19 protein-coding genes and 1 pseudogene are annotated in these 18,452 nt (G+C 35.6%); 9 read left to right on the top strand and 11 right to left on the bottom strand.

All coding sequences use genetic code 11. The annotated features are described in order from the left end of the window. Nucleotides 1–216: 216 nt before the first annotated feature. Entirely contained in the window at nt 217–1,227 is a 1,011-nt protein-coding gene (gene argF / locus ACYIAL_RS09015; protein ID WP_483751471.1) for an ornithine carbamoyltransferase, read from the top strand. Between the two features lie 98 nt (nt 1,228–1,325). Beyond that, nucleotides 1,326–1,823 carry a phosphatidylglycerophosphatase A family protein gene (locus tag ACYIAL_RS09010; protein ID WP_483751470.1) on the top strand — a complete coding sequence of 166 codons (498 nt, stop codon included), beginning with the start codon at nt 1,326–1,328 and terminating at the stop codon, nt 1,821–1,823. 55 nt (nt 1,824–1,878) lie between these two features. Here the strand turns inward: ACYIAL_RS09010 and nadK are convergent, their stop codons facing one another. Next, complete coding sequence (gene nadK, locus ACYIAL_RS09005) at nt 1,879–2,757, bottom strand: NAD(+) kinase (RefSeq protein ID WP_174796490.1); 879 nt, start codon at nt 2,755–2,757, stop codon at nt 1,879–1,881. A gap of 157 nt (nt 2,758–2,914) precedes the next feature. On the opposite strand from nadK, the gene grpE reads away from it, so the two are divergent. Further along, entirely contained in the window at nt 2,915–3,499 is a 585-nt protein-coding gene (gene grpE, locus ACYIAL_RS09000; RefSeq protein ID WP_483560375.1) for a nucleotide exchange factor GrpE, read from the top strand. Nucleotides 3,500–3,543: 44 nt separating this feature from the next. On the opposite strand, the gene def is transcribed toward grpE, so the two are convergent. Continuing rightward, nucleotides 3,544–4,056 carry a peptide deformylase gene (gene def, locus ACYIAL_RS08995; protein WP_174796488.1) on the bottom strand — a complete coding sequence of 171 codons (513 nt, stop codon included), beginning with the start codon at nt 4,054–4,056 and terminating at the stop codon, nt 3,544–3,546. Nucleotides 4,057–4,214: 158 nt separating this feature from the next. Between def and dprA the strand changes: the two genes are divergently transcribed. After that, nucleotides 4,215–5,318 (top strand): DNA-processing protein DprA, encoded by a 1,104-nt coding sequence (gene dprA, locus ACYIAL_RS08990; RefSeq protein WP_483751469.1) that lies wholly within the window; start codon nt 4,215–4,217, stop codon nt 5,316–5,318. A 90-nt stretch (nt 5,319–5,408) separates the two neighbouring features. Here dprA and rraA read toward each other — a convergent pair whose 3' ends face one another. The 4 genes from rraA to ACYIAL_RS08970 all read right to left on the bottom strand — a co-directional run bounded on the left by rraA (nt 5,409) and on the right by ACYIAL_RS08970 (nt 9,503). After that, the gene (gene rraA / locus ACYIAL_RS08985) at nt 5,409–5,900 is read right to left on the bottom strand and encodes a ribonuclease E activity regulator RraA (RefSeq protein ID WP_174796591.1); all 492 of its coding nucleotides are present in this window, start codon (nt 5,898–5,900) and stop codon (nt 5,409–5,411) included. Nucleotides 5,901–6,256: 356 nt separating this feature from the next. Next, nucleotides 6,257–7,396 (bottom strand): ABC transporter permease, encoded by a 1,140-nt coding sequence (locus tag ACYIAL_RS08980; protein WP_174796486.1) that lies wholly within the window; start codon nt 7,394–7,396, stop codon nt 6,257–6,259. Nucleotides 7,397–7,410: 14 nt separating this feature from the next. Further along, nucleotides 7,411–8,550 carry an ABC transporter permease gene (locus ACYIAL_RS08975; RefSeq protein ID WP_483747991.1) on the bottom strand — a complete coding sequence of 380 codons (1,140 nt, stop codon included), beginning with the start codon at nt 8,548–8,550 and terminating at the stop codon, nt 7,411–7,413. Then, nucleotides 8,532–9,503, bottom strand: a complete 972-nt coding sequence (locus tag ACYIAL_RS08970) for an HlyD family secretion protein (protein WP_174796484.1) — start codon at nt 9,501–9,503, stop codon at nt 8,532–8,534. Before ACYIAL_RS08970 ends, ACYIAL_RS08975 begins: the two co-directional genes overlap by 19 nt. Nucleotides 9,504–9,852: 349 nt before the next feature. Between ACYIAL_RS08970 and ACYIAL_RS08965 the strand changes: the two genes are divergently transcribed. Together ACYIAL_RS08965 and ACYIAL_RS08960 are read left to right on the top strand one after the other, a co-directional pair. Continuing rightward, nucleotides 9,853–11,142 (top strand): NAD(P)/FAD-dependent oxidoreductase, encoded by a 1,290-nt coding sequence (locus ACYIAL_RS08965; RefSeq protein ID WP_483751468.1) that lies wholly within the window; start codon nt 9,853–9,855, stop codon nt 11,140–11,142. Nucleotides 11,143–11,340: 198 nt separating this feature from the next. Next, a pseudogene (locus ACYIAL_RS08960) lies at nt 11,341–11,799 on the top strand (YiiX family permuted papain-like enzyme); the annotation flags it as partial. A 34-nt stretch (nt 11,800–11,833) separates the two neighbouring features. Here ACYIAL_RS08960 and rnhB read toward each other — a convergent pair. Genes rnhB through fabZ form a run of 4 tightly spaced genes read right to left on the bottom strand, consistent with a single transcriptional unit; the run spans nt 11,834 to nt 14,841 of the window. After that, nucleotides 11,834–12,424: a ribonuclease HII gene (gene rnhB, locus ACYIAL_RS08955; RefSeq protein ID WP_174796589.1), complete on the bottom strand. Its 591-nt coding sequence runs from the start codon at nt 12,422–12,424 to the stop codon at nt 11,834–11,836. Then, nucleotides 12,418–13,572: a lipid-A-disaccharide synthase gene (gene lpxB / locus ACYIAL_RS08950; RefSeq protein ID WP_483751467.1), complete on the bottom strand. Its 1,155-nt coding sequence runs from the start codon at nt 13,570–13,572 to the stop codon at nt 12,418–12,420. Before lpxB ends, rnhB begins: the two co-directional genes overlap by 7 nt. Then, entirely contained in the window at nt 13,572–14,351 is a 780-nt protein-coding gene (lpxA, locus tag ACYIAL_RS08945) for an acyl-ACP--UDP-N-acetylglucosamine O-acyltransferase (RefSeq protein ID WP_483751466.1), read from the bottom strand. The genes lpxB and lpxA overlap by 1 nt, the downstream gene beginning before the upstream one ends. 43 nt (nt 14,352–14,394) lie before the next feature. Then, on the bottom strand, nt 14,395–14,841 hold the full coding sequence (gene fabZ, locus ACYIAL_RS08940) for a 3-hydroxyacyl-ACP dehydratase FabZ (protein WP_065637944.1): 447 nt from the start codon (nt 14,839–14,841) through the stop codon (nt 14,395–14,397). Nucleotides 14,842–15,071: 230 nt separating this feature from the next. Between fabZ and fkpA the strand changes: the two genes are divergently transcribed. The 3 genes from fkpA to tusC are packed head-to-tail and all read left to right on the top strand — an operon-like array spanning nt 15,072 to nt 16,631. Further along, on the top strand, nt 15,072–15,893 hold the full coding sequence (gene fkpA, locus ACYIAL_RS08935) for an FKBP-type peptidyl-prolyl cis-trans isomerase (RefSeq protein ID WP_483751465.1): 822 nt from the start codon (nt 15,072–15,074) through the stop codon (nt 15,891–15,893). After that, complete coding sequence (tusD, locus tag ACYIAL_RS08930; protein ID WP_174796479.1) at nt 15,838–16,263, top strand: sulfurtransferase complex subunit TusD; 426 nt, start codon at nt 15,838–15,840, stop codon at nt 16,261–16,263. The genes fkpA and tusD overlap by 56 nt, the downstream gene beginning before the upstream one ends. A gap of 14 nt (nt 16,264–16,277) precedes the next feature. Next, nucleotides 16,278–16,631 (top strand): sulfurtransferase complex subunit TusC, encoded by a 354-nt coding sequence (gene tusC, locus ACYIAL_RS08925; protein WP_174796478.1) that lies wholly within the window; start codon nt 16,278–16,280, stop codon nt 16,629–16,631. Nucleotides 16,632–16,895: 264 nt separating this feature from the next. Here tusC and nagE read toward each other — a convergent pair whose 3' ends face one another. After that, nucleotides 16,896–18,389: an N-acetylglucosamine-specific PTS transporter subunit IIBC gene (nagE, locus tag ACYIAL_RS08920; RefSeq protein ID WP_174796477.1), complete on the bottom strand. Its 1,494-nt coding sequence runs from the start codon at nt 18,387–18,389 to the stop codon at nt 16,896–16,898. Nucleotides 18,390–18,452 lie beyond the last annotated feature (63 nt).

The following is an 18,452-nucleotide window of genomic DNA, read 5'->3' as shown; positions in this document are numbered from 1 at the left end:
TTACTTATCTATAAAGATACAATAATTGGTCATTTTATTACAATTTTTTGTACAAAAAAAGCAATATCATAAAAATTACTTTAATAATCATGTCTAATTTTTGAGACATTCTCAACGTAAAAACAAAAAATTGGGATGATTATTATGTTTAACTTGAATTTGCATAATTATTCAAATAGAATCTTTTGAATAATTACGGTTATTAGGAGCAATATCATGCACGGTTTTTATCAGCGTCATTTTTTACGATTACTCGACTTTACCCCTACCGAAATCAATCAATTAATTAATCTTGCCATTGAATTAAAACAAGCCAAACAACAAGGGCAAGAACAACAACATTTAATTGGTAAAAATATCGCGTTAATTTTTGAGAAAGACTCCACCCGTACTCGTTGTGCTTTTGAGGTTGGTGCATTTGATCAAGGTGCGAATGTCACCTATTTAGGACCTAGTGGTAGCCAAATTGGGCATAAAGAGTCAATTGCAGATACCGCGCGCGTGCTAGGTCGAATGTATGATGGAATTGAATATCGTGGTTATGGTCAAGAAATTGTTGAAACGTTAGCAAAATATGCAGGTGTGCCAGTCTGGAATGGCTTAACGACCGAAGCACATCCAACCCAAATATTAGCCGATTTTATGACAATGAAAGAGCATATAGGACATCGCCCATTAAGTAGTATTAAATTTGCCTATTTAGGCGATGCTCGGAATAATATGGGAAATTCATTAATGGAAGGTGCAGCGTTAATGGGGATGGAAATTCGATTAGTTGCACCAAAAGCTTGTCAGCCGGAAGCCGAACTTGTGCAAAAGTGCCAAGATATTGCCAAAATGATAGGTGCCAAAATTATCTTAACTGAAGATGTGACTTTGGGCGTTAAAGACGTCGACTTTTTATATACTGATGTATGGGTATCAATGGGTGAGCCTAAGGAAGTTTGGGATGAGCGAGTTAAATTGTTAACGCCTTATCAAGTGAATGACAATGTAATCAAACTTACCAATAATCCAAATGTCAAATTTATGCATTGCTTGCCAGCTTTTCATGATATGAATACGACAGTGGGTAAACAAATGGCAGCACAATATGGCTTAACCAATGGGCTTGAGGTAACAGATAGCGTATTTGAGTCTGAGCATAGTATTGTATTTGACGAAGCCGAAAACAGGTTACATACCATTAAAGCGGTAATGGTTGCAACATTAACCAAAGACGAATAATATTGTCACAATCAATACAAAGGTGTTTTGCTAAAATAAGCGCCTTTCTTTTTGCCGACTTAATGTCGGCATAATTTTATCTAAAAGAATATTGAATCATGACCAAACAAGAGCGAAATAAAGATTTTAAAAAATACCTAAAACTGACCAATCCCATTCATTTCTTAGCGGTAGGATTGGGTAGCGGCATGTCACCGATTATGCCGGGAACCATGGGTTCATTAATGGCTATCCCGTTATGGCTTTTGTTTTATGGTTTACAGCCAGCTTTATACTGGATATTTATTTTAGTGACTTTTATTTTTGGTTGTTTTATTTGTCAAAAAACCTCGGATGATACACATACTCACGATTCAGGGCATATCGTTTGGGATGAATTTGTCGGCATGTGGATAACCTTATTTTTTATTCCACAACTTTCTGTTATGTGGATAACTATAGCCTTTATCGCATTTAGAGTGTTTGACATGGCAAAACCTTGGCCAATTCGCTGGTTTGATAAACGTGTACCCGGTGGATTTGGCATTATGGTAGATGATGTGATTGCAGCTATCTTTTCATCATTCACCGTTTATGCCATAACATTGATTATTTAAAATGAAATTTTATACTAAAACGCATACTTTCCTGAAAGTTTTTGACAAAAAAAGATTAAAACATCTTTTGTGACCAACCTAATTTGGTTGAAAGATTATTAAAGTAATCATAATCTTTGGTATGAATCAAATTAAATTCATACGAAGATCGGCGAATAATCACATCTTGTGTTGGTTTGACTGGTAAAATAATTTGGCTATCACAAGCGATATTTAAATCAAGTGCTGTCGTTGGAAATTTAAGATGAATAGGCACATCGCCCTTGATGACCAATGGTCTGACAGCTAATGAATGCGGAAACATTGGTGTAATAATTAATGCGTCTAAATGAGGTGCTAAAATTGGCCCACCCGCCGATAGTGAATAAGCGGTAGAGCCTGTCGGTGTTGCAATAATCAGCCCATCAGCTCGCTGTGAAAACGCATTGCGTTCATTAATGTACACATCATAGTCAATCATGTGGGCAACCGTATTGGGGGTCACAACAATTTCGTTCACGGCAAAACTTGAATTAATTAAATTGCCGTTATCATAAATAGAAACTTCAAGTAAAAAACGAGGGTCATCGTCATATTTGCCGGCAATCACTGGGCTTAATTGCTCAATCACTTGTTCGTGGGATATGTCGGTTAAAAAACCTAAATTACCACGATTAACACCGATCACTTTGATTTTATATGGTGATAAATAACGCGCGGAACGTAACATATTGCCATCCCCCCCTACAACAATGGCTAGGTCAGCTTGCTGGCCAATTGTTTCTAACGAGGCGTAATGGCTAACGGGGAATTGGATGTGCTCCGCCAAGCGATCTTCCACTAACACACGAATACCAAGTTTAACAAGCCAATCATAAAGCACTTGATGGGTTTCAATTGCTTCTAACTTACGCGGAAGTCCAATTAGACCAATGCATTTAAATGGTGTTTGCATAAAATATCCTTGTAATTTGTTACATAAACACTATGTATTTTTTCGTGACAGGTCAAAAAATTACATATCAATGTACTGATAAGCTTGTAATCATAAAAATTGTCCCCATAATAACCGTTATTCACTAAGTTTTCGACTACATTATTTGGAGTACCTTATGACAGAACAAGATAAAAATACGTCAGAAAATGAAACTAGCATTGACACACCAGCAGAAGATACTATCGAACAAGAAGTAGCGTCACAGCCAAATCTTGAAGAACAATTAAGCGCAAAAGATGCACGCATTGCAGAGCTTGAGCAAGCCTTACAATTGGCGAAAAAAAATGAAAGCGAAGCTATGATTCGTGCACGGGCTGAAATTGATAATGTTCGTAAACGTGTTGAGCAAGATGTTGATAAAGCACGTAAATTTGCACTAGAAAAATTCTCTAATGAATTATTACCGGTTATCGATAATCTAGAACGCGCTTTAGAATCAACAGACAAAGCTAATCCTGAACATAAAGCCACTGTTGAAGGGTTAGAATTGACATTAAAATCATTCTTAGATACGGTCAAAAAATTTGGTATTGAAGTGATTAATACCGAAGATTCACAATTAAATCCTGATGTACATCAAGCGATAAGCATGGTTGAATCACCAGAACATCAATCAGGCCAAATCGTTAATACGATTCAAAAAGGTTATACCTTAAATGGTCGTTTAATTCGTCCTGCGATGGTCATTGTTGCTAAATAATTTAGTTTAAATCAGTTAACCGCCAACCACTTTGGCGGTTAAGTTTATTTATTCCGTTGCTCTTCGCGGGTAAGCTTTTTCATTTTTTGCTCGATTCGTTGACGTTTTAATGGTGAAAGATAATCAACAAAGAGTTTACCTTTTAAGTGATCCATTTCGTGCTGAATACAGATAGCTAATAGCTCGTCGGCATCAATTTCATAAGGATTACCATGACGATCAAGCGCTTTGATTTTGATTTTTTCAGCCCTTGGTACAAAACCTCGACAATCAGGCACTGATAGGCAGCCTTCTTCTATACCGGTCTCACCTTCTTGACTAATGACTTCAGGATTGATGATCACATAAACTTGGCTTTTATCTTCTGATACATCAATAACAATAATTTGTTCATGTACATCCACTTGGGTTGCAGCAAGCCCAATACCGTTTTCGTCGTACATGGTTTCGATCATATTATCAATGATCGTTTGTAACTCTGGTGTGAACTGGGTAACAGGTTTAGCAACTTTGCGAAGCCGCTCATCAGGAAAACGTAATACCGGTAAAATAGCCATAAATTATTCGATCTACTCCTCAAATTTCGGGTTTATTCAATCAATTGCTCATTGTAAACATTTATCATACTGATGAATAGTCCTTGTTGGCTATTGCTAGTATTTATCTTATCAATTCAAGATAGTTAAATTATTTAAAATGAGTGCAAAAGGTTATGATGAGTAAATATGAGTTCTTATTGCGAATTTCAATGCTTGGACATGGCAAACAAGCTATTTTTAAAAAAATTGGACAACTTTTTGCAAATGATTTACCTGATAAAATACAAAATGTGACTTTTTTGTTAGATAAGCTGGGCTTATTAGATGTTCAATTAGCGCGTTTTTATGAAACTTCATATCTTCATTTTGAACCAATACTTGAATGGTTAGATTCTCCCAGCTCACAAAAACATCTTATTGCCTATTGTGATAGTGATTATCCGTTGTTGCTCAAACAAATCTGCTCTCCGCCTTTGTTACTGTTTGTTTTAGGTAATCGACAGTTATTACATTCTCCTCAACTGGCTATGGTTGGAAGCCGTGAATTTAGTGAATATGGAGCTCAATGGGGGCGATATTTTGCAAGCGAATTAGCAATTAATGGTTTAACCATAACTAGTGGTTTGGCACTGGGATTAGATGCAATTTGTCATCGTGGTGCACTTGAGGCATCGGGTCGTACAATTGCAGTGTTAGGTAGTGGTTTAGCAAAGATTGCACCAAGATCAAATTTAAACTTAGCAAATGATATTTTGGCAAAAAATGGTGCAATTGTGTCCGAATTTTTGCCATTTGAAAAAGCTAGATCGGCTTACTTTCCTCGTCGAAACCGAATTATTAGCGGGTTAAGTTTGGGCACCTTTGTGGTTGAAGCATCAGAAAAAAGTGGCTCTTTAATTACAGCGCGCTATGCTCTTGAACAAAATCGCGATGTATTTGCTTTGCCAGGTGATATTAATAATGAAAACTGTAGCGGAACGCACTATTTAATTAGACAAGGGGCTTACTTAGTTTCTAAACCGGCTGATATTTTAGAGCATTATTGTAATTATTTATCAGTAATAAATAGCTCGCATAATCAGCAGAAAGAAAAACAAAGTCATTCTATTTTATACCCTGATATTTTTGCTGTGATTCATCACCAACCTATTCCAATTGATATTATTGCTCAGCAAGTGAATATGTCAATTTCGGAAGTGACAAGCAAATTATTAGATATGGAACTAGAGGGATTAATTAAAACGGTAACCGGTGGTTATATTCGTCATCGAGTGGTTTAAAAACAGAGTGTCTTTTTGTCAAATAGTTTCAGGAAAGTAGACATTTAAGTATAAAATCCGCCGATACTCGCCGGCGGTATAGACCTTTGTTTATTTATCTTCAATTTCGAGGGCAATTTCAGATAAGATAATACCGGTATTGTCAGCATAGACAAAATCACCTGAAAAGAATGTCACGCCACCAAAATTAACACGAATATCAACTTCGCCAACGCCCTGATCATCCGCGCCAACTGGAATAGCGGCTAATGCTTGAATACCAATATCGGCTTCGGCCAGATAATCAACTTGGCGAACGGCGCCATAGACAATAATCCCTTCCCATTGATTTTGAACGGCAATATCTATCAGCTCTGCGTCAATTAATGCTCGACGCACAGAACCACCACCATCAATGACAAGAATTTTACCTGAGCCTTCCGATTGTAAAATTTCGTATAGTAACCCGTTATCTTCAAAACATTTAACTGTTACAGCTTGACCTGAAAATGATGTCACGCCACCAAAATTACTAAATATCGGTTCAACTACGTTAACATCTTCTGGGTAATAATCGCAAAGAATTGAAGTATCAAACTCCATCATCAAGTCTCCTTTTGCTGTGAGGTGTGTAAGTTTGTTTAGTATAACGCTAATACTAAGTAAAATGATATTAAAATTAAATAAACGTGAACTAACTCAAAATAATCCCCAAACAATAAAGTAAATTAGTCAATAAAGCAAGTTTGACTATCTGTAATAATAAAGGCATCCGGTCTTTGTATTTATTAAATTGTAAAACCGCATCAATATGTTTAATAAATAGCAGTAACATTAGTATAAATCGGTCACGTTCCAAATATAGCCATACGGTTTATTGGCAAAATTAAGTATTTACATATAAAGCATTATATTATCTTTGCATTTTATGTTTTACTTATTATGTTACTTTTCTGGTTTTACGCTCGATACCTTTTTAAGAATCGTCTTACTCGACCGTCCCGTAATGCTGCAATAAAAAAGCCAAGTGAACCATATATGATCCCCAGTAATAAAATCATAAAAACATTAAATAAATTATCTAGTAAGCCTAATCCCATTTGGTTTACACCAGCAATCATATTAGTTGCCCAAGTTGATGGCAACATTTTGGAAACAATTTGTACCCCAAATGGCATGGCATCAAGTGGCCAAATGGTGCCTGATAGATAAAACACTGGTGTTGTCAAAAATGCAAGTGTAAGATAAATCATTTCAGTTTTACGTAAACACTCTGTCAGTAATTTACTTAAGCCTAACACACCAAGTAACAATGGAAATGTCATAATTAGAATTTCAGGTATATTTGCAAGCTGTCGATAACCAAGAACCCAAGGCCATAAACCAAATAGTACAATGGATAAAAATAACCAGATCGGTATAAGACCACACAAGCTACCCAATATGACAATTTTAGGTGGTTTACCTTGCGGTAACGAGTTTAATGTAATATTAGTGCGTGTTGAAGCAATTAAAAAAGAGTGTTGCAATAACATTACTAATAAACCCGGAAAGGTAATAGCGGCAAAACTGACGCCAGGATTATAAAGTGGTTCAGTTTGACCATTTATTGGCGATAAAATAATATTGATCTGTTTATCTGAAAACCCACTATTCCGCATTATCCGAGTATTATATTGAGTTAATATTTGTTGATAGATCCCTTTTATATCGACTTGTATTAAACCATTGGCTAAACGACTTGAAGCATCGCCATATGCAGGTATGGTCACTTCTTCACCATTTAATAACCGCTTTTCAAAATCTCTTGGAATCGTAAATACCGCAAAAAGTCGATGATTATTAATATCATCATAAGCTTGCAGAGAGCTCTCATATATAATGGTCTCTATTTTTGAACTGGTATTTAAAGAACGAATTAAACTTCGGCTAGTTGGCGTATGATCTTGATCGATTATCGCAACCGGCAAGCTGGTAATAGTGCCATTACTGTAAACTAAACTCATCAATGAGACAGACAATAATAGCAACAACCACATTGGTCTAACTAATAAAAGTAAAAATATTTTTATAAATGAAGACCAAAATATTTTAAGCATCTTGGTGTTTCCTCTTACTGTGAATGTAGTCGTCTTACTAGACGTTTTCTCACTAACACGGTAATAATTATTGGGTAGACCATTAAAATAACACAGGTTTTTAATACTGAAAGATAACTAGAGTGACGTAAAAACAGATCGAACAGCTTATTAAGAGCATAAGTTAATGGTTCTAATGATGAAATAAACCTTGCAATCCAAGGCATAGATAGTTCAGGCACAACAACACCAGAATAAGTTAACGCAAGTCCAACTAAAATACCGATATAAGTATAAGCATCAATAGGGGTTTTAGTAAAAGTATATAGCAAAATACCAATACTTTGTGCAGCAATCACATAGAAAAATACCACCGTCACCATGGCAAAAGGCGAACCTGATACACGAGCATGAGAAAACAGAACAAGCATCGCAATTTCGAAAATAAGCAGCATGGTAAACCAAATGGTATAAGGTGCTAATTTCCCTAAAACAAAAGGATAATTAGGGCGCGTTCGCTTTGGTAATTGTGCTAATAGATGAATCGTTGTTGTGACAACAAACAGTTGTAGTAAATGCACCACAGCCGAAAATTGCTGAAAGTACATTGAGTTACCACTGGCATTAAACAATCCATCATAATTGAAGTTTACTTTTGCAAGCTTAGGTACCGGTATCCCAATACTAGTTGCCATTGTGCTACGGTATTGGGTATTTAATGCCGCAATTAGGCCTGAATAATCCATAATAGAATATAATCCAGCACTATAATATAACGCATTATAATAAAGCATTGGTGTTGGCTGCCGACCAGCTAATACATCTGCTTCAAAATTCGGTGGAATATAAAAAATGGCATAAATTTTTGCTTTTTGCAAATCACGTTCAGCATCAGCAAGCTGGCTATCATAATTGACCAGATTGGCATGTGCTCCAGCATTAAGATCACGCACGATTTCACGCGATAAAACACTTTTATCATTATCAATATAGCCAACCGGTAGATCAAAAAGTACACCACGATAAAAAATACTGCTAATTAATATAAAAATAATTAGCGGTAAAATCCACATTAACCAATGGAAAGTAAACCGCTTAAATATCACAGGTATTTCAGCATTAAACGCTTCTTTGAAGCGGTACCAAAAATCCCAAATTAGTTGTCTAATTTCCATAGTGTGCTCATACCTGCACGTAAACCTGCAATAGGCGTTGTTGGATAAAGTCTAACTTCAAAGGTTTTTAAATCAAAATCACCGGTAGCTCGTGTTGCACGTTTTGTTGCATAATCACCCATGGGTGCGATATAACGAACTTCAGCCTCAACTTCTTTATTACCAAGAGCAGGCACTTCAAGCTTAACATGATCGCCTTTATGAATATTGGGCATAATGTTTTCACGAAGATTAAATATAAAGTACGCTTTTGGTAGCTGAATTACGGTCAATAATGGACTATTAGCATTAAATAACTCGCCAACTTCGGCTGGTATTGAACCAACCTCACCTTCGACAGGGGCTTTTACTTGTAAATCATCGTATTGAATTTGTAATTGTTTAAGCTGCTCTTCTGCTTCTTTTAATTTAGCATCATAAATTTCACGTTGTTCAATACGATCACCATTTTTGGCTTGATCTAAATTAGCTTGTGCTGACTGAACTTGTTGAAAGGCTGCATCACGCGTTTTTAATGCATTATCTAAGATCGATTGAGAAACATAACCTTTGGCCGAAATCGCTTTATTACGATCATATTCTTTGGATGCATTATCATAAGCAACTTTAGCTTGTTGCAGTAACGCTTCATAGTAGCGAATGCTTTCTTCACGTGTTCCATGTTCAGAAAGCGCAACTTGAGCTCGTGCTTGATCGCAAGCCGCTTGCGCTGCTTTGACTTGTGCTAATAGCTCTGGACTATCAAGCGTTATTAATATATCGCTTGGCTTTACATCATCACCGCGATTGACATGTATCGCCTGCACGCGCCCTTTCGCTTTTGACGAAATACTAACATTAGGTGCATCAACCTCGCCTTGTAATATAAGCTGGCTATTATGTGATCGAATTAGAATTGTCATTGAAATTAAAATAACAATTAACACAATAATAATAAAAATTTTTTTATTCATAAATTTTATATAGCGTGAAATGATTAGATAAGGTCTAAATAGTATAGGATGATGATATGCATTATAGATCTCTCAAACATAAATTGTAACGATTACTGCATTATAAATTATACGAAAAGTGCTTTATTTTAATGAATAAAGAGAAATTTTTAGTTTAAAAAAAAGAATATATCAACACGATCAATAACAAATACGACTATACTCCATTTGAGTTTTAAATAAATTTTAATAATTGTAAAACATCACTTTAATAGGTTTTATTTATAAATGATATTCGTTAAAAGAAATAGATAAAAACCTACTTATTTAGTATGATATTTATAATTAATTACGATAAGGTTTGAAATTTATGAAAAAAATAATAATTATTGGTGGTGGAGCCGGCGGTTTGGAACTAGCTACAGACCTTGGCGATAAACTAGGAAAAGACAACCAAGCTGACATTACACTGATTGATAAAAATAGTTATCACCTATGGAAACCTTTATTACATGAAGTTGCTACTGGCGTTTTGAATGAGCAAGCTGATAGAATTGACTATGCTTTGCAAGGGCAACAACACAACTTCCAATTTACTCAAGGTACGTTCACTAATCTTAACCGTGAAGAAAAACAAGTTATTGTTGAGAATTTAAATAACGAATCTATTTCTATTCCATATGATATTTTAGTTGTAGCAATAGGTAGTACTTCAAATGATTTTGGTACGCCAGGTGTTAAAGAGCATTGTATCTTTTTAGACGACCAAAACGCTGCAATTCGTTTACGTGAAACACTTATTGCAAAATTTGCTAGTTTTTGTTCAATTATTGATAAACATGAAGCAACAACTGAAGATAAAATTCGTATCGCTATTGTTGGTGGTGGTGCAACTGGTGTTGAATTAGCTTCCGAATTACCTCATATGGTTGAAACATTTGGTGCTTGTGGCCAAAATAAAATGTGTTCAGATTTGCTGGATGTATCGGTTATTGAAGCAACTGATCGTATTTTACCTGCGTTACCTGAAAAAACAGCATTAGGTATTACCGAAACATTACAAAAACGTGGCATTCATGTGTTAACCAAGACCATGATAACTAAAGCGGAAAGTGATGGCTTTTATCCTAAAGATGGAGACACCATTAACGCTGATATTATGATCTGGACTGCGGGTGTAAAAGCGCCTGACTATCTAAAAGATATTGCTGGGTTAGAATCAAGCCGTTCTAATCAACTTGTGGTTAAACCAACATTACAAACAACACGCGATGATAATATTTTTGTTATTGGTGATTGTGCTTACGCAATGCAAGACAGCGGAAGAGCTGCTCCCGCTACAGCACAAGCCGCACATCAGATGGCAAAAATCTGTTATGAAAATATTGTTAACATGTTAAATAATAAACCAATGAAATCGTTTAATTATACCGATAATGGAACGATTATTTCTCTGCATGATACCGCACAAGGTGTGGTTAAAATTGCTGGCAAACGAGAAATGAATGTTAAAGGATTTTTTGCTTTAACTATTCATCGCCTGCTCTATCGTATGCATCAAGCAAGCTTGTTGGGTATTTTCAAAACAATTCGATTTGTTAAAGCTAGTAAAGAGATGTATAAAAATAAATTTACGTCTATCTTTACTCATCAAGACTAGTTTCCCATTTGGATAACCACTTATAAAACGCTATTTTATAAGTGGTTATTTTATAATTTATAGCATTATTTATAGTTAAATGGAAATTTAATGCGTTTTATTATATTGTTAATGCTGTCTTTAGTTAGCTTTATTAGTATTGCTAGTTATAAACCTCAAGATAGTGATATTATTTTTCAATCCTAACAATCAAGACAAAGTCTAGCTATTGAACAAGCAACAAACTCGCCATACAGCCATATGGGAATTATTTTTATTAAAAATGGCAAGCCATATGTTTTTGAAGCTGCTAATAAAGTAGTTTATACACCACTCAATAGTTGGATTGCGCGTGGTAAAAATAAAAATTACATCATAAAACGTTTAAAAAATCACAATTTATCCAATAACGAAATTGCTAAATTAAAGCAAGTCGCAAGTAGTTTTAAAGGCAAACCTTATGATATCTGGTTTGGTTGGGATAATAATTATATCTATTGTTCTGAGTTAATCTGGAAAATTTATGATAAAGCACTTAAATTGAAAATTGGTCAATTACAAACTATCAAAGATTTTAATCTTTCATCGCCTGCCGTGAAGCAAAAATTAAAAAAACGTTATGGAAACAAAATTCCTTATCAAGAAACAATCATTTCACCAGTTTCTATTTTCAATTGATCATTTCTGACAACGGTTGACAAACAATGGTGAATTAAAATAATGCTAAACTCTTAACTGGTGCAAAACTTTTACGATATAAATGATTAATACCATGTTCTTTTATTGCCGCTAAATGCGCTTTAGTTGGATAACCTTTATGCTTAGCAAGGCCATATTGTGGATACAATTTATCAAGCTCAACCATCTCACGATCACGTGTAACTTTAGCCAAAATTGAAGCAGCACTAATCTCTGCTACCAATAAATCGCCCTTAATGACCGCTTGGCTTTGAATACCAAAATCAGGACAACGATTACCATCAACTAATACAAAATTGGGTTTAATAGTTAATCCAGATACAGCACGTTGCATTGCTAGCATAGTGGCATGTAATATATTTAATTTATCGATTTCATCAACTGAAGCGCGGGCAATATTCCACGCTAAAGCATCTTGTTTGATTATGTCAAACAGTTGTTCGCGCTTTTTTTCAGTCAATTTTTTAGAGTCAGTTAAGCCTTTAATTGGCTTGTTTGGATCTAAAATAACAGCAGCAGTAACAACATCGCCACAAAGTGGACCGCGTCCGACTTCATCGACACCAGCAATTAATGTGGCATCAGGATAGGTAAATTCTAACAACAATGCGCATCCTCTAATACATCAAGCACTGCTTTAGCCGCTTGCTCATCGGCATTACAACGGATTTGTTTATGCAAAGATAAAAATGTCTGTTTTAGCTCAGTATTATCACCCTCTAACAAGGGAATAATGTGATTCGCGATATTTTCAGGTGTGCAATCTTGCTGTAATAACTCTGGAACTAGGGCTTTACCAGCTAAAATGTTAGGTAAAGAGACATAAGGAGTTTTAATTAATTTTTTAGCAAGCCAAAATGTGAAAGGTTTCATTTTATAGCCTACAACCATAGGACATTTGGCTAACATACATTCTAATGCCACAGTACCAGAGGCTAAAATTGCCGCATCGCTAGCAATCATTGCTTCACGGGCATGACCATCTAATAATTGTATGTCTAGTTTTGGTGCAACTTCGGCTTTAATCTGTTCAAACTCTTTTCGTCTTTTTTCATTCACTAATGGTACAACAATATGTAAGTCAGGATAACGTTGACGTAATAATTGCGCAGCTTCTAAAAAAGGAGTCGATAATAATGTTACTTCTGCATGGCGACTACCGGGTAATAAAGCTAAACAACGGCAATTTAGTGGCATATCTAATTGTTGACGAATAGCCATTTGATCTGGATTAAGTGGAATATCATCAGCCATCTTATGACCAATAAAGCGGCAAGGCACATCAAATTTATCATAAAAGGTTTTCTCAAACGGTAAAAAAGCTAAAATAAGATTGGTATTACGTTTAATTTTGAAAACTCGTTTTTGCTTCCAAGCCCAAACGGAGGGGCTAACGTAATGAATCGTTTTAATACCGGCTTGTTTTAATTTACCTTCTAGGGAAAGATTGAAATCAGGTGCGTCAATACCAATAAATATATCGGGGTTAAGTTCAATAAGACGTTTACTGATATCTCGGCGAATAGATAAAATACGACGTAATCGCCCCAATACTTCAACAATGCCCATAACCGACAATTCATCCATTTCATACCAAGCCCTACAACCTTCAGCTTGCATTTTAGGACCTGCTATACCAACAAATTCAATGTTGGGATGATGATTTTTTAGCGCACGAATCAATCCCGAGCCAAGAATATCGCCAGAAGTTTCTCCAGCGACTAAGGCAATGGTTAATGGTTTATTGGTCATTAACGGATAATGCCACGCGTTGAACGTGAAAAAAAGTCAACAAAGAGTTGGGCCTCAGGATATTGTTCGGCAATGGTTGCAATTTCAGCTTTAGCTTCGTCCAACGTTAAGCCATTTCGATAAAGGACTTTGTAGCTATTGCGAATCGCCTGTAAGGCATCTTTGCTAAAGCCTCTGCGCTTTAAGCCTTCATAATTTACACCATGAGGAGTTGCATGATTGCCTTGGGCAATAACATAAGGAGGAACGTCTTGCGCAACGCCAGAACAACCACCAACCATAACATGCGATCCAATCACACAAAATTGATGAACAGCTGTCATGCCACCAACAATGACATAATCGTCTAATTGAACATGTCCGCCTAAGGTGGCGTTATTTGCTAAAATACAGTGATTACCAATATAACAATCGTGCGCAACGTGAGCATTAATCATCAATAAATTATCACTACCAACACGAGTTAACTCGCCACCTTGAACCGTACCACGGTGAATAGTGACACTTTCGCGAATCATATTGCGATCGCCAATTTCGGTACGCGTTGGCTCTCCACGATATTTTAAATCTTGGTTTACTTCACCAATTGAGACAAATTGATAAATTTGGTTATCTTTACCAATTTTGGTGTGCCCATTGATGACAACGTGCGATTTTAAAAATGTTCCGTCACCAATTTCAACATTTTCACCAATAAAACAAAAAGGACCAATTTTGACGTTATCGCCAATTTTAGCACCTTTTTCAATGACTGAACTTGGGTGTATTTCTGTTGCCATAGTATTTCCTTAAAACAATTTGGAATATGAAAAATACCAAATGTTATTTACGAGCACACATCATTTCGGCTTCGCAAACTAACTTACCATCAACAGTTGCAACACCGTGGAATAGCGCAATGCCACGACGTTCTTTAATATACTCAACGTCTAATACAATTTGATCACCTGGCACAACAGGACGCTTGAAACGTGCCTTGTCAATTGAAGCGAAGTAATAAAGTTGTCCTGGCGACAATTCTTCAATGCTTTTAAATGCCAAAATTCCTGTAGCTTGTGCCATAGCTTCTAAAATTAATACGCCAGGAAAAATCGGTTTATTAGGAAAGTGACCTTGGAAGAATGGTTCATTCACAGTAACATTTTTGATCGCTTTTAATGTTTTACCTTTTTCGTAACTAAGTACGCGATCAACCATTAAAAATGGATAACGATGGGGCAATAAACTGATGATTTCTTCAATATCAAGGGCATTAAGTTCGGTAGTCAAAATAGCTATCCTTATACATTATTTGCTATAAATTTTATACATTATAACTGAGGAAGCCTGTTTCACTCAAGGATGATTTAAATAGCGCGTTTTATTTATTCCATTATATTGATGCTATGTTAATATAACTTAATTAAATAAATGATTTGTAAATACTATATTATCCCATACCAAATCATATATAATAATGAAAATAATTAGTTAAAAAGTTTATAACTTGGAGAAGTAGAATGAAATCATTGATTAAAATGACATTAGTCAGCAGTGCCATTGTATTAGCATTAACTGGGTGTGATGATAAAAAATCAGCTGACACTAATAGTTCCACAACAGTAGCAAATAAAGTTACAATTTCAACTGATGCACAAAAAGAAGCATATGCGTTAGGTTCATCATTTGCAACGTACATGAAGTCAAACTTAGAACAAAATGAAATCAAACCAGACCAAGAGTATTTGATTAGTGGTTTTAATGAGACTTTCCGTGATGCATCGCAACTTTCAAAAGATGATGTTAAAAACATCTTAGATGCATTTGGAAAACGAATTCAAGAAGAAAGCAAAGCGCGTTTTGAAAAGGAAAAAACTGAAAATACAGCAGCAGGTGATAAATTCCGCACAGAATTTGCTAAACAAGATGGCGTACAAAAAACCAAGTCAGGATTACTTTATCAAATCATTAAAGAAAGTTCAGACCGTCATCCAACTGAGCAAGATACTGTTATTGTTCATTATTCAGGCACATTGACGGATGGACGTAAATTTGATAGTTCTTATGACCGTGGTGAGCCAGCAACCTTTCCACTTAATGCGGTTATCAAAGGTTGGACTGAAGGAATTCAATTGATCGGCGTTGGCGGTAAGATCAAACTGGTTGTGCCACCAGAGTTAGCTTATGGTGATCAAAGTCTTCCAGGACAACAAGATAAAGCAGGCATCCAACCAGCATCAACATTAGTATTTGAAGTTGAGTTGCTTGGCATTGATGGTGATAAAAATGACAATACTCAAGAATCAACACCAGCTCAAAATCAAGAACACGCAGCTGAATAATTTGCTTGATTCATTAAGTTATACTCTTGTTGTTATGGGTCCTGCTTATGGGACCCAATCTGCTTACTGCGCATATCAATTTGCACAAGTTTTACTGTCTAATACGCCACATACGATTAAAAACATCTTTTTTTATGCCGATGGTGTTTATAATGGCAACCGCTATACCGATCCAGCCAGCGATGAATTTGATTTAATTTCTGCATGGCAAGAATTATCTCAAAAACACGCTTTCACTTTGACGGTTTGTGTAGCAGCAGCACAACGTCGTGGCATTATCGAAAATAACCTAGCTGATCATTTTCAATTAACTGGCCTTGGTGAATTAAGTGAGTCAATTGCAATGACAGACCGTACTATTCAGTTTTAAGGTTAAGGATTCAAATGAAAAAAGTGGCAATTATTATTAGTACGCCCCCGCATGGAAATGCCAAAGGTCGAGAAGCACTTGATATCGCATTGGCGACCTCAGCTATTAATCATATTTCTGTTTTTTTTGTCGATGATGGTGTATTTCATTTGTTACCTAATCAGCAACCAGATCAAATTTTAATGCGTGATTATATTGCGACTTTTAATATGCTTGAACTTTATGATGTTGATGATGTGTATGTATGCGAATCTTCACTTAAATCAAGAAATCTAATACAGATACCTCGTAATATCCCAAGTAAAATCATTAATAATGAGTCATTAATGCAATTATTAACCACTCAAGATGTAATATTGCGCTTCTAATTTTATATTGAAATACACAATCTCACACCACAACAACAAGATTGATCTCTAAACTAAAATCATTCAAATAAATATTAATTTTATTTAACTTTTTATTTTGTTGTTTTTTAAAAAATAATCGATTTTCATAAAAGATGCATTCTAGCATTGATAGATAGACTCATGAAGTTTTGTTAAGTTTAAATCAAATAAATAACCCACTCCATTTTTTGCTATGCTTAAATAGAGTGGGCTATAATTTCATTAGATTTAGCTTTTATATAACTAAACTAATTTCTTCATTTGATCAGCAATTTTTTCAGCTTGAGTTCCAACAATAATTTGTGCGCCAGTTTTACCTAACTTAATCACTGCCATTGCACCAAGCGCTTTGGCCGCTTGCTCATCAATAAGATCTGAATCATTCACCCCTAAACGTAAACGTGTAATACAAGAATCAATATTGGTTAGATTTTCTTTACCACCAACAGCAACTAAATACTGCTCTGCAAGTTTTGCTGTATCACCAATTGCTTGTTTTTGCTGAGTGTTTTCGGTTGATGAAACTGTGGTATCTTCATCTTCACGACCTGGCGTTTTAAGGTTAAATTTAACAATCACAAAACGGAATGCAACATAGTAAACAATAAAGAACACTAAACCTTGAAGTATAAGCATATACCAATGTACAGCAAGTGGATTACGGCTGGAAAGTAACATATCAACTAAGCCAGCACTAAAGCCAAACCCTGCAATCCATTGCATTGCAGCTGCAATATAAAGTGAGATACCAGCTAAAACAGCATGTAAAACATAAAGTACTGGTGCTACAAACATAAACGCAAATTCTAACGGTTCAGTAACACCGGTAAAAAATGCAGCAAATGAAGCGGCTAGCATGATTGAGGCCGTTTTATCTTTATTACCTTTTTTCGCGGTATGGTACATCGCTAATGCCGCGCCAGGTAGACCAAACATCATAACAGGGAAAAATCCAGCTTGGTAACGACCAGTAATACCCACTGTTGCTAATCCATCTTCAATTGATTTTTGCCCACCTAAGAAGTTAGGAATATCATTGATACCCGCAACATCAAACCAAAATACTGAGTTTAAAGCATGGTGTAAACCGACAGGAATAAGTAAACGATTGAAAAAGCCATAAATACCTGCACCAACAGAGCCTAATTCTTTAATATATTTACCGAACGCAACAAGTGCATCATAGATAGTTGGCCAGATAAAATATAAAACAGCGGATACTAACAACATAACTATTGAGACAATAATAGGAACCAGTCTTTTTCCACTGAAAAATGATAGCGCTTTATGTAATTCAACCTGACTAAAACGATTATAAAGTTCGGCGGCAATAATACCAACAAGAATACCGATAAATTGGTTATTTATTTTTTTGTATGCAGCAGGGACTTGGCCTAGCCAGTCATCTGCTTTTGTATCAATACCATTAAATAGTGCAATCGAGCTAGGAGAAAGTAAAGTTGTAACCACTAAAAAACCGACTAAACCAGCAAGTGCGGCTGCACCATCTTTATCTTTAGACATACCGTAAGCCACACCAATAGCAAAAAGTATAGGCATATTATCAATAATTGCGCCACCCGATTTAATTAAAAACGCAGCAATAATATTATTTTGTCCCCAACCATTAGGGTCGATCCAATACCCTATTCCGAGTAGTATTGCGGCTGCGGGTAGTACTGCGACAGGCACCATCAGTGAGCGCCCGATACGTTGCATATAAGCTAAAATTCCCATAAGTTAACCTCATATATTTTTAAGGGCATATAAAAAATGTCATAAAATTTTACATTTTTAAAC

Source organism: Gilliamella sp. X-57 (assembly GCF_057063565.1).
The sequence above is the reverse complement of the archived record's forward strand: the minus strand, read 5'-3'. Positions and strand labels throughout refer to the sequence as shown.